This window comes from Bradyrhizobium manausense (genome assembly GCF_001440035.1).
In the GTDB taxonomy this organism is placed as follows: Bacteria; Pseudomonadota; Alphaproteobacteria; order Rhizobiales; family Xanthobacteraceae; genus Bradyrhizobium; species Bradyrhizobium manausense.
The window spans coordinates 1-18363 of the sequence record NZ_LJYG01000023.1; the positions used below are offsets into that span (position 1 = coordinate 1).

The following is an 18363-nucleotide window of genomic DNA, read 5'->3' on the forward strand; positions in this document are numbered from 1 at the left end:
TAGAGCGGTTCACAGATTTATTGAATCGGGAGGGATTCCGGATCTGGGGCGAATATGATTCAAGATGCTGGCTGGGCTGGAGGCCAGCATCCGATGGTCCGACCAATTTCCAACGATTTGCGTAAGCGCGCAGTATCCGCTGTTGCCAAAGGTGAGAGCTGCCGATCTGTGGCGGAACGGTTTGGCGTTGCGGTCTCCTCAGTTGTGAAGTGGTCACAGCGTTATCGAGCGACCGGCTCGGTAACGCCTGGCAAGATGGGTGGCCACCGCAAGCCCGTGCTTGATCCGCACCGCGCCTTCATCGTCGAGCGGATCACCGAGAGGCCGCACCTGACGCTGCACGGTCTGAAGGCGGAACTGGCAGCCCGTGGCGTCAAGGTCTCACACAATGCGGTCTGGCTGTTCCTGCGCCGGGAAGGGTTGCGGTTCAAAAAAAACACTGTTCGCCCTCGAACAGGCTCGCGCCGACGTCTCTCGTAGGCGCCTGCGTTGGCGATCTTGGCAGGCCGGGCTCGATCCGGGCCGGCTCGTCTTTATCGATGAGACCTGGATCAAGACCAACATGGCCCCTTTGCGAGGCTGGGGACCCAAAGGGGCGCGTCTGCGCGGCTTTGCTCCGCACGGTCACTGGCGTACCCTCACATTCCTCGGTGCGCTCCGCCATGACCAACTCACGGCACCCTGCATCTTCGACGGCCCCATCAATGGCGAATGCTTCCGCGCTTACGTGAAGCACCTCCTCCTGCCGACCTTGCGCGAGGGCGATATCGTCATTCTCGACAATCTCGGAAGCCACAAGTCGAACGCTGTCAGACAGATGATCAAGGCGGCTGGCGCCAGGCTCTGGTACCTGCCGCCATACTCGCCCGACCTCAACCCGATCGAACAAGCCTTCTCCAAGATCAAACACTGGATGCGGCAAGCTCAGAAGCGCACCATCGAGGACACCTGGCGCCATATCGGTCACCTCGTCCAGGACATCCAGCCTCGCGAATGCGCCAACTACTTCGCAAACTCAGGCTATGCTTCAATCAAAATGTGAAACGCTCTAAGCTCAACAGAGTTTCGCCGAGGATTTGCGAAGGTCCGTGCGGGCGCAATAATTGAACCGAGTGCCGCAGGCCCAAGCCTAGGATCTCCTCGTCGAACCCGCGGCTCGTCGAGGACGCGAAGAAATCTATGGGCAGAAGGATTACCGCGGAGGCAAAGCTGACGACCTCGGTCGCATCTTTCTTAAGCACCGCGGCGGCGAGATCGCCCGAGAGACCAAAGCGATGCAACTCGTTTTCGAGTTCCGGCTCAAGCGAGGACTCCGGCCGCTGATCCGTGCCGGTAGAAGTTTCCAAAACCCTTTCATCATGGCCCGCCATCGCGTTTCACGCGCTATCGACAATTGTCTTGAGCGTGGCGAGGACCATTTTGGCTGCCGAATCGCTGCTATCAATGGACAACGCCTTTGATGCAGCATCCACTGCCCCCTTGAACTCGAGGTTGACGAGACGAGCCATCGAAAGAGTGGCCCAGGACGCGGCGCGATCGGGATCTTTCTCCGTCAGGACCGTCGCGGTCCGGACCGCCTGCATGGGTTCGGCTAGCTCTAGGTAACATGCGGTTAGCAGTTGGTGAGATTCCCACGCGACGTTCGGATCATTATCGAAGGACGAGGCAATCCGAAGCGACTGGACGGCATTTAAGAGCTCGCCCCGCCTGAGGTCGTCGAGATCCGGGCAGATGTTTATCCGGATGTTATCTTGCCCTTCCCCGGATAGCCCCTTCTGGCTGACGCCCCGCGTGAAGATGTCTCCTACGGCGAACCAACTTGCCTCGTGATCGGGCCTCCATGCTAGGATATCGCAAAACGACGAGAGTGCCCCCTCGAAGTCGCTAGCCTTCAACTTATCCCACCCATGCGCGTAGTGGTAATTTAGGACGTTGCTCGCTGGCAGCGCGTTGGCGCCGATCTCGATATGGTGGAGCTGTCGTGTTGCTAGTTCGGCAAAAACGCCAATGTTGGGCTTACGGAGGATCGACTCGTAGAGCTGCGTTGCATCCGTGAGCGCGCCCGCGGTATGGGCGTCGAGCGTAAGCCTGTACAGGCCTAGGAGGTGTTCCGGCCGTCCCGGCGCAAAGGCCTCGAAGGTCCGATCGAGTAGGGTGAATCCATCTACGAAGCGGCGTTCCTGGCAATACACGTCGACAAGGTAGAAAGCGAGATTGGGATCGTCAGGCCTGCACGCGATCGCGCGCAAAAGGTGTCCGCGCGCAGTGTCGAGCTGGTGCAGTTGAACGTTGAGCAAAGCGGAGAGCCGGTGCAGGTCGGCACCCAGCGAAAAGATTTTCTGAGGTGACCAGCCGCGCTCCGAGACTACGCGTTCAACGACATCGAAGCGGACTGAGCGCATCAAGATCCGCGCCAGCTTGATCTGTTCCTCTAATCCCGTGAGCGCCCCTTGAGGATCACCGAAGCCACGCAAAGCTAGCCTCGCTGCATGTATCGACGCGTCCGGACTAATCGCGAGCCGGTTCGGGAAGCGATCTTTATCACTCTCGTCGAGAACGCTAAAGAGGTCAATGAGCGTGCCCACTCCTCGCTCGCCGATAGCCAACTCCGGCACAATTTATAGACATCTATGCAGGAAAGCACAACCTGCTTTCCGCCAAGAGGAGCGGATTTCCGTCCATCCTGGATGACAGGATGTCCCTTCCCTGGACTTTGCTTTCGACAGGTCCCTACCCGGGCAAGATCTCGGCACCCATGTATATGAAAGGTGCCCAGTAATGAGGCTGCTCGAACGGCCGCCCATTATTATGTGCCGCTGCGTACCGCTCGAATGACTCTTCCACTAGACCGTTAGCTTCTCCGCGATCAATCGCAGCCGTCGAAATCTCCTCGAAAACTCCTGCAATTTCGGCATTGGTTGCAGAACGAAGCCATCGCTGCGCCTCTCCCAAGGCGACAGAGGCGGGAAGTCGTGAGCGTCTATGCAATTTGTAAAATTGATGCATCAAAAGCATCGCCGATTCGTCTTCGACACTCCAAAGGGTACTTATCACCGCTGGCGCTCCTGCCTGAAGAAAGGCGATCGGTAACCCAAGATACTCAGTTTCGAGGGTTGTCGAATTCACAAGCCCAGTTTGGCACGCCGACAGAATGACCAAGTGACATTTACTCAAATCGAGGTCTCTGATCACCTGCGCTGCCGAAAACTGGTTACCTTGCGCAAGAGTCAACGCGGAATCGAGAGGATCTTCCAACGAAGAAAATCCATGGCAGGCAAAATGCAAATACGAATGCTTGGAAACCGCATCCATCATCGTCTCACTTGTCGCGGCACGTCCGTACAGGCATTCGCTGGTATCGAACGTCCCCTTTGCCATCTCTACCTCCAAACCCGCGAATGGGAGATCCTCAGAGGGGTCTATGATAGCAACCAAAGATGACCGGGGTCGCCCACGACGAATCAAGCGCTCTTCGCAGAGATGAAGTAACTCGCTGCCCGGAGCGTAACGAATACTGTACTGATCGAGAAATTCGGATCGCCCTCGTTTGGTCCAGACGGTGGCAGTATGCAGTCCTAGAACCTCCAATGGGGTACCCAACACTAAGATCGTCGACCCCGCCGCAAGCTCGCAGTCCGCGAGCTTATCAATTAGATGATCTATGTGATGCGAGGCAATATAAGACAGATACTGAGCAAACTTCTCGGGCTCCATATGGACCGCTTGATCCACCCTATATAGTGGATCTATTCTCCCCCGGCTCATAGTGAAGGACGGCTGCGGCGTTATTACGACATCTTCATTAGAGACCTCTTGTCGTCCATGTCTGACAACAAAAAAGAACAAGAATAATTCCTTGCTCCGCACCGGAACGACAAGTGCTCCTCCAACGGGTATGTGGGAGAATATTTGCATCGGCGACATTTCGCCGTTTGAGCTTCCGTGAGATTCTTTCAATAATTTTTTGTAGGATTCATGAGTCTTTTGCAGCTGGTAGGAAAGGCGCCGAGGACTGATCGTGGGGTCCAAGGGCGCTCGTAGCTGCGCTTGGATCCGTTCGACTTCACGCGCAGTATTTCGCAGAAGCGATCGTTCCGTGTCTTCCATGAGCACGTCGGCCACACGTTCCCACTCCACCGCCTCCTTCAGCAGTTTTGCGCGCCAGCGCTCATGTTCTTGCAAAGCTTCATGCGCCCTACCCAGAAGGATCAAAATACTGACCGCGCGGGAAGACGCCTTTGCAACGGACTCAAGCTCTAAGTATCGACCTGCCTCAGTGAAGGCTCGATCAAATAGCTTCCCCTTCACTCGAAGTACTGCCAGATACCTTTCGAGTGCTTCCTGATGCTGATGCGAAGAAAAATAGATGTCGGCGAGAGTTTCTTGGACCTGCATATATTTGATGGGCTCCTCTTCCTCCGAGTACACGGTTAGAGCCGCCCTAAGATGCGCAATAGCCTTCACTCGCCAGTCCTCGTCGCTATCGCCATAGAGTTTAGGAACGAGCCTTCCAAGGTTCGCCTGACAATCCGCCCAGGCAGCAGGGAAGCGATCCTGCGTAAGAATGCTCATCGCTCCCCGTAGTAATAAATTGCTCGTTCCAAACTCATCGATATGTCGCCAGGTAGGCATTGATACGCGAGCGCAAGGTTAAGAACATTGCCTGCCCATCTGAATTCGTCACGCTCCTTTGTGATCGCATGCAAGGCGATTTCGATGTGCCGTACTGCATCCGCCGCATAAGGAGAACTGGTTCCTCCTGTCTTGATTAGATATGCCTGCCCAAGCAATGCGTGAATCGTGGCAGACTCGTCTGGGTCTCCTACCGAATGAAAGTGATCAAGTGCGCGTTGATAGTGTTCTATCGCTCTTTCAATATTCTCATTCTTGTCTCCAAGTAGTCTATCTCTCAATGCCTGTCCCGCCATTATATGACTTCGCGCGCAGTTTTCGGGGTAGGACTGAGGGGTAAAGACAGCAAATGTATTCTGGACGTGATGAAGGGCACGCTCACAATTTTCCGCTCGGTCGCCGAGAAGTCTCTCTCCATAGAGTGCAGAAAGGTTGCTGCTGCACATCGCCCAAGCTAAGGGATCCTCAGTGAGAGAAATGTGGCCAAGCGCATCTTCGAAGCACGCCACAGCAAGGTCCACATTGCTCCCTCGCTCGCCGGTCGCTCGCTCAGCGTAATGACAGCCCAAATCGTATTTCCAGGTCCCCCAATGAGGAAACTCATTCGGCTTCAAGACAGCAAGCGCTTCCGAGAGATACGTAATGGCCTTATCGGAATCATCGATTGCGGTACCAAGTCGCCCTTTCAGAAAGGCTAGTTCGTCTGAAGGCTCGTCGGGAGTCCAGAGCGTGAGGCTCTTAGCAGCCAGTTCGGCAAATGCATCCTTTGCGAGATTTGGCGTCGTGGTCAAAGAACGAAAGGCCGCTTTCCAGGCGACGCCTCTTGGCCGCTTTCCGAAGCCGTCCGTGAACCGCGAAAGATCTTCAAAGGGCACTATTAAAGGATGTAACTGAAAAGCAGCGGAACTCACTTTGATTGGTGCATCTGGTCCAATCCGAGATACCCAAAGGCCTAGCAAAGATTCGAACATGGATGCCCCTTCCTCTTGGCTCACGTGGAAAGGGGATGCCATGACAATAGGCGGGATCTCGTCTTCTTGAATAAGGAGAACAGGGTAAGGGGCACTCATGGATTTGTTGCATCGTGGGCAGACCGCAAAATTGAGGGTACCGCTCTGCACGGCCTGCGCCAGTTGAGGATCCTCACTCGGATCGACTATCAGAACGATGTTGGCGCTATATTCTTCACCGCAGGAACAGCGTAACGAAACAGTCTGCCGAAGACAGTTACCCATAGCTGCACACTTTCAAATCCTCATCGTGGAGAGACGCGGTAAATTGGATGATGACTTTCGTTCATTTTTCTTGCTTTCGAGGCGACAACGATAGGAGCGTGATTCTTCGCCCATGTAGTGCTGCATCGATCATTTGAACACCTTGGAAACAACGGTGCGCACGCCAAGGCAAATGTGTGTCGGCAGCCGCGAGCGGCTTCACTGACTCGGAGAGGGCCTATTGCAATCCGCAAGGGTCGCCTAACGTACCTTGTGACTGTTCACATACCGCTAACATGTCACGAGGCTCGATCCATCTCCACTGGGACAAGCAGTGATGGGCACGCCTCCACTCGTTCCCGGCTGCCCCGCGCAGCTCGAAATCGTCACGTGCGAGCACAAGGCTAGTAAAGCAAACAATTGAGCCCTCGCCGCACACGCCCAGCGTTCGTACCAGACTATCACACAATATCCGTGATTGTATGATTTAGTTCATATTTCGTGGCGCGCGAGCCGTCATTCCTGTTCCGAAGCGGCCAACGGATCGACACACGACCGCTCGGTCCTCAAGGGATATGCGCGGCCTACCGCGATCGGGGCACAGAGGAATCGCTCGTAGCCGACTCCCAGACTCTCTACTGCGATTTCAACCGGGCAGACGATAAAGTCCGAAGCGGCCGCGGCTCTGACTTACTTCCATTCCAATCTATTCCCAGGACGCTCTTTCCGGGCATCAGGAAATCGGCGCCGGCTTCGCTCAAGTGCCGGGCCAGCGCACTTTTCTCTTGACTTCGTCTGGGACACTGGAACTGTGTTGCCTCAGCACATCAGTCATGACCGATTGCTAAAGATCTGCATGCAGCAAAAGAGATCAGAGAATTTCACATATGGCGGTCGGCACCCGCCCCCAAGGGGTGTCCGATATATATAAAACCTGCCCAATAGTATGGATGTGAGAAGGAGAAGATATCTTTGCCGGCATCTGCTCCGATCAAACCCAGTACTTCGGCGTAGTAATCCCGAACTTTCTGAGCCCCGGAGCAGCCTGTTAAGAACTCAAACTTTTCTCGGTCTGATGTATCACGAACCCAGCGCTGGGCATCCCATAGGGCAGACGATGAATCGAGGCGTTTGATCCTCCACGCGTGATAAAAAGCCGTCATCAGGAGCGCCGTGGCGAGATCGTCAACTTCCCACAATGAAGCGACCACACCGAGAAACCCGGCCTCCGACAAAGCAGAGGGAAGGCCGACGACTTCATTTGGCAATTGCCATCCAATTAGTCCGGTTTCGCAAGCCGAGAGGATAGCTAAGCGAGAACGAGTTAAGTTCAGCGTCAGAAAATCCTGCACACTCAAACACTCATCGTTCGCGAGCAGCAACCCGCTTTTGAGAGGCGTTTCCGGATATGCTTTTCCGTGACAGGCAAAATGCGCGACCGCGCTATCATTAAGCGCTGCGATCACATTGAAACGAGTTGCCCGTTCGCCGTCGAGCCGAACGACCTTATTGAATGCAAGCGAAGCTATCTCAGCCTCGCTTTCAGCTGCTTTTAAGGGCGGTAGCGACGTCGGTCTAGGATCACTAACCACGATCAATGTATCCAAAGGTTCGTGGCAACCGACCCGAGGACTAGTGAGGCGAAGAGATCTAGCATTCGTCGCGTATCCAATCCGGACGCGACTGTCAGCATATAAGCGTCCTTTAACTGGATCAGTTGCCCACGCGGCATGAAATGGCAGCATCGAGAGAAGCCCTGTCGGGATGACGGTTAATTGCGGCGCACCATCGATTTCCTCAAGCACAGGACCGACGACAGCTCCCCATAGCCAGGAACAGAGCGAGTCGATAGCAACCCGCCAAGAGTCGAATGCTTCGCTGTCGTCCGGAATTTTTTTACATTTCTCGTAGGAAGCGAAATAGACGTGGATCTCTGAGCTTGCGGAGATTTTCAAGCGAAATATCTCTTCAGTCAGTTGCGGCAACCAGACGATTGAAATGTCGTCGATCTGATTTTCTCTCACTATTGCCGCAATACCACCGACACCGGTCGTAGAGAGGTAAACGAGCGGCGTATCGGCAGCAGCAGCAACGATATCGGCAAACGTCGTCGGCGATAGAAACGTGTTGTAGTCGGGAAGCGCTCGTATTTTTTCAACTATCTCGTCAAGCTTCTGCCGCGCTAAGCGAAGCACCTCCAGTTGATGCTCCTTTGTAGCTTCCGTTTCCGCGATCACTCGGTCGTACTCAACATCGAGCTGAACGTATTCCTCGTAAAGCGCGGGCTGCTGCAATTTGAGTTTAGTCAAATCCTGGTTGTTCCGCGATAACGCTTCAGTAAAAATCCGCGCACGGCCGCGCTCTAAGGCCAGAACGCAATCGCGCCTTTTTCCCAGTTTTGCAAACGAATAAGCCGCTTGAGCGGCAATTGCATGAGAGTTGATAAGCCATCCCTGCTTTGCTTTCCTCCTCACTTGTCTGTTCATCAGGAGTTGCGTTGCGTCTTCAAATGCAAGATAGGCCTTCTCGACCTCGTCCCAGGCGCCGCGTGAAAACGCAAATTCTGCCCAATTGAGTGCTGAAACCAACGCTTCTTCTGTATGCAACATCAAGCCGCGAGTGCACGATTCTTCAAACAGAGCAGTCGCACGGGCCAAATCGGACTCACTATGTTCCGCTTCGACATATCGCAGCACGAAAGCACCTGCGAGCTGGTGTGCAAAAGCAATTCGATCAGGAGATTCAGGTGGAACTGAGTCAAATGCCTCCTGGCGCAGATCAATAACTCTTTGAACGTCGACAGGTCGATAATTACGGCGGCACCGTTCAAATAGGCTGCTTCCTAGACTTGCCAAGAACAAAGGGCGGTGGTCTGAGTTGATAGGACAGTTCAAAATCGCCAACTCTAACTCAGAAATCGAGCGTTCAAGGGCAGCAACGTCGTTGTTGTCGTGCTCGTAGAGCTGGCGCAAGCAAAAGCCCACATTGTGATGAAAAAGAGATAAGTTATATCTGTCCGGTGTGGAACGCTTAATTGATTCCATATGGCATGAAATTGCTCGTTCAAGAACCTTGATGTCGCGGGTCCGATCGTAACGCTCTCGCAAGACGACGCCAAGATCGTTCAGGAGTCTCGCCCGTTCGATTTGTCCATCATCAGATAAACAAACGGCCTTGGTAGCTGCACTCTCTGCCTCCGTGAGGTCGAGGTCGTCACCAATTCGATTGTAACGATCATGAAGGCAATGCCCTAGTGTTGCATAAAGCGTCACTAATAGCGCTCGATTTTGCGCCAGAGTCGAGGCATCTCTGGCCAATGCAATAGCTCGATCTATGTCTTCTCGGCGCTGGGAATTCCTGTATCGATGGAGCAAGCAACGCGCGAAATTGCCCATGCTGTTTGCTCGTTTATTGGGTCCCACGGAAATTGTTAGCGCCATTTCGGCAGTCTGTAGCCACTTTGCGCGAATCTTCTCAGACGAGCCACGCACTATCATGGATTGGTAGACGTCGCCGAGCGACCAGAGGCATCTTAGTCGCAATTCCAGATCTTGATGATCCGCCGCCTTTAGCGCTTCCTCCAGCAGAGCTTGTGCCGAGTTGAGGGCATCTTCATCTCCGAAATATTCGAGCTTTCGCCATGCGATATTCCCAGCGATAGCTAGAAGTGATGCTGAGCGAATTGTGGACAACGCAAACGCTTCACTCACGAGCCGGTCGGCCTCGTTTAAATGTGAGATGCTTTTGGTGATAGAACAGATATGCACCAATAGAGAAGCTAGATTGGTATTCACGCTTATATGCATATCATTTGACGTGAACGGAGCGGCGAGACATATGACCTGATGCCACGCATCAACAGCTTTGGTGAGGTCGCCAAGTTCTTCGCTTTTAAGGGCGAGGTTGTGAATCGATAAAGCGTATGCTTGCGCATGAAGTGCTCGACGGGGCGAGTGTATCGGCGTTAGTCGGAGCGCCTCTTCGTGGATTCCGACCGCCCGTGCGCGGAGTGAGGGGTCACCTTCGTCGGCCTGTCGATCAAGGCATCCGCCTAGTGTACTGAGTAACATGCCCTTGGTTGGGCTGTCCTTGCATCCTTCTAGACCGCGACTCAGCAACTCTTCGGCTTCTTTCAAGTGACCCGGCTGTTTCTCCGGGGATTGTTGGCCGAGCAATATGACACCGGTATTGAGCAGTAGCGATCTTTGGAACCATCGGGGCGCTCGACTAAACGTCTGATCTAGAACGCACGCCCTCCAAGGATCGGCTCCAGTAGATTGAATTGCGAACTTGTACTTTGCGCTCAGCTCGGCCGGAATGAGCTTTTCCTCGTCGTACTCGAGGATCGCCTCGTCAATACCTACCGTGCGACAGCGAATAATGAATCTATGAACTTCTTCGAGGTGATCCTTGATTCCATTAGGCGTGCCAGGAACGCCCGCTCCCAATGCCAGCATTTCTTCCAGCGCAGGCGTCAACAACACCGGATTGTCGGCTACGATCTGTCCAAGGCCCTTCCATGTACGGACGGCTAGAAGCTTTCCTAAATGGGCCACGACGAATTCGGGGGGCATTTCGCTCATTCTTGGCTCTCCATCTGGCGCGGCTCTCCGTGAGAAAGCGGCTGCCACGATTCACCGCCTGCACAGACCCATTTTTCGATGGTCCATCAGATTGTGGGGCGCCGAGCTAGTAGAAGCCGCCCGCCGACTTCGCCTCCATCGGCTGGCGAGTGACTTGCCAACCGGCCACGACGCGGCTCCCAAATTTGCGGCTAAGAACGACCCGCTGTCCAGATGCACATCGTCCAGTATCCATCGCCTATGCTTAACGCAGCCGAGTCGCAGCGCCCCCGGCCATGGTGATTGAAAGGCTGAACACGGCTCGCGCGTATGCATCCTCCCAGGATATTCCTACGTCGGCCAACACTGCCGCGAATGGCGTGTGCCCTGGCCGGGCCCTCGTCACCTCATGAGCGCGTATCAAGGCGGCATCCCAGTCCATTCCCTCGTGCAATAGGGCTTCCGCAATCACCGTCTCTCGCCGCGCCGCGAAGAACGCATAGTCCAATGGTACACCCGAGCTAGCGTCGGATAAGAAAGATCCCAAGAATGCATTGACGATATCAGTGTTTATTTCAGCCGTTGTTCCTAACACTGCCCGAGCCCCGCGGCTCAAGAGCATAGCTGCGAGATCGCTTTCTGGAACATCAATTGCACCGGTTTCGCAGCCGAAGAAGAACGCCAACTTGCCGGTCCATTCAAGCTCTTGCAACCGAGCGAAAGTGAGTTCGAGATGGCCGAGATCAAGCGCACCGGGAGCGACTCCATAACCCGCAGTTGCATGCCCAATAAAAAATACCAACTCTGCTGATTGTATGAGCTCCAGCAACTCTTGTTCAGTGCTGGTAGGTCGAACAGTGTTCGGCGTAAATCCCCACAACGGAGCCAATTCTCCAATTTGGTCACCGACGCCGGCTGCCCAGGCTTCTACTGCGGTAGCGCGCCCGATGGGGACGAGTATTGCGGCTGAATTACTTCCCTCGCTTAGCGTTGCTGAGATCGCTGCGGCATTCACAAGCAAAAAATTTCCGACAATATCTGTCGAAACCGGAAGGCGCACCAACGGTCGTTCTAGGCCCAGGATGCTTGTGTCGAATGGCATGAAATCGAGGTTCAAAGGTGAAAATGCGATTACTCGATCGGCGTTGGCGTTTGCCAGCACTTTCAGAACTGCCGGGCAGAGTTGCGAAGCCGTAAGCTGACCAAGACTCGTTCGCTTCAAACGCAGATCTAGTTGTTGTGCCTCTTCCGTTTCATCCATCATGCCGATTGCAAGCCGGATGGCTTTTTGGTGACGCAACGCTTCTGCTATCTGATGCCGCCGCACAAGTGTGGGCAATAAGATTCCCGGCTTGTTTCCGGAAAAGCTTGCGGCGTATGAAGCCCAGTATGTCCCAGAGATCTCTAACCCCAAGTCGCGGTCGTCGTTGCCGCCGGTGGCAAGAACTATCACCAGCGGATTGATAGCAGCGAGACCTGCGCGTCGTGCCCGCTCCTCGGGCGATCCGTTGCGATAGTTATGAAGAAGGGCAGTCGCAATCGAGCGAAGTACTTGCTGAGCGTTCTGGCTGTCGGCTAGAGCCCGACGGGCCAAAGGCCTCGCTGCATTCGTGAACTTCTCGCGATTTCCTGCTGCACCGGCTAACCACGCCTCGGCGTAGGCGTCGGCGTCGGCGCGAGGCCACTCCGAAGACTGCTCTTCTCTAGCAACTTGCTCCAAATCCTCCGAGTTCGCGTAATCCAAAAGGTCCACGTACGAACGCACTGCAAGGTATTCGGCGGTCGTCCGCAGAGCAATATCCAAGATCAGGTCCTCCCGATCGTCGATAACTGTTTGCTCATCTTCGAACAACCACAGTTTCTTCTCGAGTAGAATGTTGTAATCCAGTTCGGTAGATCCTGAATCGCGCATGCAGCGTCCGCGGTGTCGATTCGCGACGGAGAGCATCATGCTGACCCCTAGATCCCGGCAAAATGGCAACGCCGGTAACCGCGCATCGAGGTGATCCTTCCAGGATGAAACGAACTGCTCGGAAAACTCAGAGAGTCTGGTTTGAACGGCTTTGACGACAAACTCGTCAAGCGCATTCCAGCTCCTGGCCGCACTCTGTACGAATAAGGCTCCAACGTCCTTCTGACCATGCCGCCCAAAGGCTGGCCGGTCTTTGGCAAAGTTCTGGTCTCGAAGAACTGAATTTCGCAAAAGACGCCTTAGCTTGCGGCGTGACTCGGAAATCACACCGACAAACTCTATGTTCTCCGAATTGAGGCATTCATCAATGGCTGAAGGTGGGGCTTCGCCTACGTATATGATGCCTCGAACCGACCGCTGCAGTATGTCCTCCGAAACACGACCGACTACAGGCCACACTGCCTTGTCGGCGGTCCCGATAGTGACGAGTGGGAAGGACGATCGTGGAGGGCCAAGTACTGGCCTCATGGATAGCGGAACATCCCCCGACGCTGTCAAAGCACTGCAGATGTCGAGGGAGAAACGTGGCTGGAATGGCGGGCCGACAACGATAGCAATTTCCGAAAGTCGGCGCGATACGCTCGGATGACCCGACATAAACTGCAGGTCTTTACGCGCTGACGGCCGAACTAAAAAGGTCGCTTCTACACGGCGAGCGGTTTCCACCGTGATCGTAAGACTGCTATCGATATATTGGCAACGAAGATCTATCGACGCTTCGCTGCAGTCGACGAGCCTAAAAAGAACGATATGAGCGTATGCCTCACCCCGCGTATTGAGACGGATTCCATCTCCGAGTTTGACATTCAGCGATATAGTTTTGGTTTCTGCTAGGTCGAATTGCGCACTCGTGCCACGTTCTAACTTCGTCAAAAAACGGCCCGGCTCCTTAATTCTTACGACGGCTACTGGTTCTTTCGATTCCAAATTGATTTGCCATACAATCCGCACCTCATGCTCAGACCCAAGCCTTGGGAAAATAATAGACTGTTCGTCATCCGCGCTCCTGGCCGTTACCTTAAGCCCCTGTAAGGCTCTACCACTGGCTTCTAGCGTGTTGACTTGAAAGCCGCCGTCCGTTTCCGCAACCCGGAGTTTGGTGCTGATTGCGTTGTGCCGATCTGGAAATAGCTCGAATGGAAACGAATCTCCAAAGCGACGTGCACGTATGCCAAGCAACAGCGAACGCTCCTCATCGATTAAAGGATCGAAAGCCAGCGTTTTGTCATATACGAAAATGGCCCCCGCCCGAGGCATTGTCTCTTTAGTCCGATTGTTGAAAGGTTTGACCGTCGATCAAGCCTTGATTGGATTCACAGCCGCAGCATACATCATCCACTATCCAAATCACGATTCCTTTGGAACTGCGGTCGGGCCGTAAGGTCTGCGATGGTGTCGAATACGTCACGGCGCGAAGATCGGGATATGAATCTGACATCAACCGCTGGATCGCAGGTCCCATCTCGCAGCGGCCGGAACGCGAATTCGGTCGAGCCCAGCGAGGTCGATGAGTACCGGAGGCGTGCTGGCAGAAGGCAACGGACCAGGGCGGGTCACGCGAGTTTTGCAAACGACTTCTCGCATGTCGAATAGCTCAAGACTACTAAGCTGAGCGCGGGCCAGAACCAACAGCACCTTGAGGTATGGCCCGACGTGACGTCGAGTAACCGCACCAGTTTCGCACCAGAAACGACGTCACCAGGAGCGTCACCCTCCGCCAAAAGGCTGCAAAAGATCAAGAAAATCAGAGGGCGCATCCCTTTTCCCACCGCTCATAACGGTCTGGTTGCAGGTTCGAGTCCTGCCGGGGCCACCAACCAGAACGCGGAGCTGGATCTGGTCCGCCATCGCCATCCTCGTCAGGCGGCCCATTGCTCATTTCCGCAATAATATTAAACGGTTGACGGAATGTCGCTGTAAGCTCCCCATCGCGCCACGTCGAGTTCGAAAGTACAAAATTCAGAAGGCGACGTTTGTCCGCAGCAGGGCGTTTCTCGAAGAGGCGCACCGAATCCTTGGCAATGGTCAGCAGAGCTACGCCCTCATCCATGTAGGACTGTTCGGCAGTCCGGTGCCGGCCGATCTCCCGCAAGAGCATCATGAGGCAGTAAAGCGGCTCCAGACCGAATATTACCGACCTTACCAAACGACGATCGAATTCGTTCCCTTGCCTATCTCTCTGATCGATCTCGAAAGCCCAAATCCATGCAAGATTGTCGAGACAACCCTGCACGTTGACGACGAACGATTGAATAGACATCGTTGCGGTTGTCGTTTCCTCGATCGAGCAGCCAATGCAGTTTGTATCTGCACTCGGGTAGCTTATGCCATTCAGCCCACCAATGTAGGGCTTGCCCGCCGTTGCCAAGCTCGTGCCGATATACAGGCTGCCGTAACCGATGGTGAGGTTCGGGTTGCTGTAAGTCAGGCCGCTATCGCCCGCCAAAGCACCACCGCTGTTATACTGCACCTGCCCATTTGAGCCCCAGCGGATGCGGTGATGCCCTGGGCTTGCCACACGTTCGAAACGCATTTCAGGATGTTGCCGTTGGCGTCGGGCCAGCCGAAATTCATGATGGTGCTGTCGCAGGCGCCGCCTGCGGCGCCGACGGCATCGCCCGGCTTGCTGGCGAACTGCGCCAGCGTAGGCATCGAGCCCAGAATGGCCAAAAGAGCAACTGCGGTACCGAGCGCGCGCTGCGCCTGCACGGCTTCATTCAGCCTTATCGAGGCTGACATTTCGCCAGCTTGTCCCGTCGCAGAGTTGAAGGTGCTTATTTCCGTAGCGTAGCGAGCCTGCGTTCTTTTCTGAACACCCTGCACCCGATGAGCCAATCTTGAGCTCGCCCCGATACACGTCGAGATTAGCGTTACGCGAAGCTGTGCCGATGCCGACGCAACAATGGTTGGCGCCGGAGAACACCATGCCGCCGATGGGATTGATTTGCGGCTGAGTTGTCTTGGACTGATCGGCTGCTGCAACATTATGAGTGAGCAGGGGCAAAACAAGCGAAAGGATACAAACGCAACGCTTCACAAGAACTCCCTTCCGGAAAGCTCGGAAAGACACCGGGAAGAGAACCTTCCACTGGCGAGCGCGGGAGTTGAGAAGTCGCGGTTAGACGACTGCGACGGCCTTTGGCCGCGAGGCTTGGACATCCAGAGTCTATGCTAGGCAAAGACTCCGCCGCCGCCTCCCGGCCCATAGGGTCGAAAGGCGGCATCGTGACGTGACACCGTTACGCTAACCGAGAGGTTCTCACACCCCGAAGGCTGGCTTTCTCTGCCTTCGCGACGAGACTGCCACGGCAAGCAGGCGGGTCAATGCTGTTGAGTTTGTGCCGGTAGCAACGCAACAAATTCGCATTAGCGTAGCAAGCGTGCGAATCAATCCGGAGCTTTTGCCCGGTGGCGCGAGAGCAGCGGGTTCACATCGTGACCGCGTAAGCGGATACCGCGACGCCCTCATTGCCTGCGCCAATTCCTGCGGTGGTCGGTAGCCCGGTGGCATGCGACACAATGGCGCTCGCCACCTCCCCGGGGTTTACCACGAGGACTTTGATGCCGCTGGATCAATGACTTGCCGCCAGAAATCCGAGCGTCTGCCCAGCGCATCATTACCACACGTTAAGGATGCGGACAGCCTGCGTTCAGAATCGATCCTTTAACCTTGGAGCGTGGTCCTCATACGCGTCGAGGGCAGCGGTATGGGGTTCAACACCGCCCTAATAGGATTGGCCATGGCCAAGCTTGGGAATAAGTCTTCTACCGCACGCATCTCGCACGATGCACCGGCGCATCTCTCCACCAACACCCCCGCGCCGGTCGGGCGCATTTCGCACGATGCTGCGGCGCGCGCGCCGGGTGATGCCAACGCGCGCATCTCGCATGACGCCGCGGCAATGGATGCCGTGGTCGTGCCGCTGCCCCGAGAGGCCGCGGCGCCGCAGTCCGACGATGCTGTCGCGCGCATCTCTCACGACGTTGCCGCGATCGCAACGGACGATACGGCCGCGCGGATTTCGCACGATGCCGCTGCGATCGCGTCGGTCGAGGTTACGTCGCGCATCTCGCACGACGCTGCCGTGACCGCTTCGAACGCTGCGCTTGTCACTGACGTCGCCGCAGCTTCCGCCACCGTGCCAGCCGCGCCGACGATTTCGCCGCTCAAGCAGTTGCTTGCCTGGGCAAAGTCAAGCGCCAGCCAGTTCATCCGGAATCCGGCGGTTCGCCGGTGGCTGGTGCTGGCGAAGACGCTTGGCATCGCGGGTGTCTTGGCCGGTGGCATTCAGCAGGTCGCGGCCACCCACGCGCCGCAGTGGGTCGATCCAGCCGCCGAATACCTGTATCTGCGCCAGGATATGGCAGCGTTTACGAACGAGCCGGGCGAACAGCCCCCCGGCCAGGGCAAAATCAACACCACCACCAAGTTCAAGTATGAATTCCGCGTCTCGAACCTCGATAGTGCCGGCGTGGTTCGTGGCCGCTTCCATGGCTATTCGGAAGACGGCAAACCCGATCCGCGCTGGTGGTACCTCACGGGCCGTTCGGACGGAAAGCGCGCCATGCTGACCTATCGCAACGAAAAGGGCGTCGTGATGGGCGAGTTGAGCCTCCTGCGTTCGAAGGATGGTTCGGTGTGGGCCGGCCATCTTGTCGGCATCGACCGGAGCATCTCAGACACGGACCTCGTGCAGAGCCCGATCATCGTCGCTCAATCCGACTATGATCTGAACCGTCTGAAAGCTGACGATTTTCTGAATGAGAGCCCGGTTCTCGTGAAGGGCTACACGCACTAAAACTTCAGCCTTCCACGTCGCGTGCACGTGTACGAAAATCAACACGGCGAGCGGTGACGCTCGCCGGTTTTTTAACGCGGATTGGTATCGACAATCAGGCGGCTTCGGCCTCCCCTTGCCGTTCGTCGGTATTCGGCTGCACGCCATTCAGGTAATCGGCCGCGCGCTGCGCGTGCGATGAAGCCGCGAAGATCGCGCGCTTGTCGTTCTTCAGCGCCTTGATCCACGATCCGATATAAGCGGCATAATCCGCTCTCAGCTGAGGCGTGAGATCAAGGTCAGCGCAAACGAAGGCCGAGCCAAGCTCGGCGACAAGCTCTTCCATGGCATAGCCTTCATCGCCAAAGCGTTTGCGTCCGAACTCCCGGTCAAGCCGCGAGCCATGCCGGGTCCAATGGGTCGCCTCGTGCGCGAGAGTCGCGTAATAGCTCTCGGCATCGCGGAAGCTTTCAAAGGGCGGCATCTGCACGAAATCCTGCGAGATGTTGTAATAGGCCATATGGCCGCCGTGCCGGATGGTGGCGCCGGTCGCCGCGAAGAACGCTTCGGCCCGTTCGATGCGCTCGATGCCGTCAACGTGTAGCGCTGGCTTTCCGTAGTAGTGCGAAGGAAGCCCATCGATCTGCTCGACATTGAAAACCGTATAGCCCTTGAGGAACGGGATCGCGCGCTCGGCCTCCTCGCCGGTCGCTTTATCGGTCTCCGTGCGGATCATCTTGTCGGCATAGACGACGAGGCTGCCATGCTCGCCTTTACGGACTTGGGCCTTAAGCTCGCTTGCCTGCTTGTACGTCATCCAGATGGGTGCGGCGTAACCTTTCTCAATGGCCGCCGACCACAGCATCAGGACGTTGATGCCGTTATAGGGAATGCCGTTTGCTCTCAAGGGGCGGGTGATGCGTCCCGCAGTGTGTTCGGCGCTCCACGGCTTGACCCATAGCCTGACGCCTTTCTCAAGCTCCGCCACGATCTGGTTGGTGATCTTCTGATAGAGATCGGTTTTCATCTGCTCTTTCCTAATTGCCGGTTGCGCATGCAACCGGAACTAGGCCTGCGCCAATGAGCGGGGGTTGGCCGTCACAGGCCGGAAAGCGCGCGGGAGCTGGTGCGGGCCGGAGGTGAGCAAAGCGAGCCGACTACACGGCCAGCCGCTTTCCGCCCCCACACCCTTCGTGGGGGCTTGG

Annotated in this window: 12 protein-coding genes and 1 pseudogene; 2 read left to right on the plus strand and 11 right to left on the minus strand. The window is 55.7% G+C overall.

What is annotated here, in order from left to right; all coding sequences use genetic code 11:
• Positions 1-93 precede the first annotated feature (93 nt).
• Positions 94-1042 (plus strand): IS630 family transposase gene (locus AOQ71_RS42555; protein ID WP_157083369.1). Its coding sequence is split into 2 segments (ribosomal slippage): positions 94-429 and positions 431-1042, totalling 948 coding nucleotides; the frame shifts between segments, so codons are not numbered across the junction.
• Here the strand turns inward: AOQ71_RS42555 and AOQ71_RS04505 are convergent.
• The 10 genes and pseudogenes from AOQ71_RS04505 to AOQ71_RS44770 form a co-directional block, all read right to left on the minus strand.
• Complete coding sequence (locus AOQ71_RS04505; protein WP_057742454.1) at positions 1032-1370, minus strand: hypothetical protein; 339 nt, start codon at positions 1368-1370, stop codon at positions 1032-1034. The genes AOQ71_RS42555 and AOQ71_RS04505 overlap by 11 nt on opposite strands.
• 6 nt (positions 1371-1376) lie before the next feature.
• Entirely contained in the window at positions 1377-2585 is a 1209-nt protein-coding gene (locus tag AOQ71_RS04510) for a tetratricopeptide repeat protein (protein WP_157083372.1), read from the minus strand.
• 145 nt (positions 2586-2730) lie between these two features.
• Positions 2731-4572 (minus strand): CHAT domain-containing protein, encoded by a 1842-nt coding sequence (locus tag AOQ71_RS04515; RefSeq protein ID WP_057742459.1) that lies wholly within the window; start codon positions 4570-4572, stop codon positions 2731-2733.
• A complete protein-coding gene (locus AOQ71_RS04520; protein ID WP_245316708.1) occupies positions 4569-5603 on the minus strand; it encodes a hypothetical protein in 1035 nt (344 codons plus the stop codon). Before AOQ71_RS04520 ends, AOQ71_RS04515 begins: the two co-directional genes overlap by 4 nt.
• A 72-nt stretch (positions 5604-5675) precedes the next feature.
• Positions 5676-5867 (minus strand): annotated as a pseudogene (locus AOQ71_RS50135) (CpXC domain-containing protein); the annotation flags it as partial.
• 860 nt (positions 5868-6727) lie between these two features.
• Positions 6728-10429, minus strand: coding sequence for a CHAT domain-containing protein (locus AOQ71_RS04525; protein ID WP_057742465.1), 3702 nt, complete (start codon positions 10427-10429; stop codon positions 6728-6730).
• A gap of 244 nt (positions 10430-10673) precedes the next feature.
• On the minus strand, positions 10674-13637 hold the full coding sequence (locus AOQ71_RS04530) for a CHAT domain-containing protein (protein WP_057742468.1): 2964 nt from the start codon (positions 13635-13637) through the stop codon (positions 10674-10676).
• A 487-nt stretch (positions 13638-14124) separates the two neighbouring features.
• Positions 14125-14850 carry a hypothetical protein gene (locus AOQ71_RS04535; protein ID WP_157083373.1) on the minus strand — a complete coding sequence of 242 codons (726 nt, stop codon included), beginning with the start codon at positions 14848-14850 and terminating at the stop codon, positions 14125-14127.
• The gene (locus AOQ71_RS04540) at positions 14805-15089 is read right to left on the minus strand and encodes a hypothetical protein (protein ID WP_157083374.1); all 285 of its coding nucleotides are present in this window, start codon (positions 15087-15089) and stop codon (positions 14805-14807) included. Before AOQ71_RS04540 ends, AOQ71_RS04535 begins: the two co-directional genes overlap by 46 nt.
• Before the next feature lie 4 nt (positions 15090-15093).
• Positions 15094-15417, minus strand: coding sequence for a hypothetical protein (locus tag AOQ71_RS44770; protein WP_157083375.1), 324 nt, complete (start codon positions 15415-15417; stop codon positions 15094-15096).
• Between the two features lie 703 nt (positions 15418-16120).
• Between AOQ71_RS44770 and AOQ71_RS04545 the strand changes: the two genes are divergently transcribed.
• Positions 16121-17179, plus strand: a complete 1059-nt coding sequence (locus AOQ71_RS04545) for a hypothetical protein (RefSeq protein WP_057742474.1) — start codon at positions 16121-16123, stop codon at positions 17177-17179.
• A gap of 94 nt (positions 17180-17273) precedes the next feature.
• Here AOQ71_RS04545 and AOQ71_RS04550 read toward each other — a convergent pair whose 3' ends face one another.
• Positions 17274-18185, minus strand: coding sequence for an ArdC family protein (locus AOQ71_RS04550; RefSeq protein WP_057742477.1), 912 nt, complete (start codon positions 18183-18185; stop codon positions 17274-17276).
• Between the last annotated feature and the right edge of the window lie 178 nt (positions 18186-18363).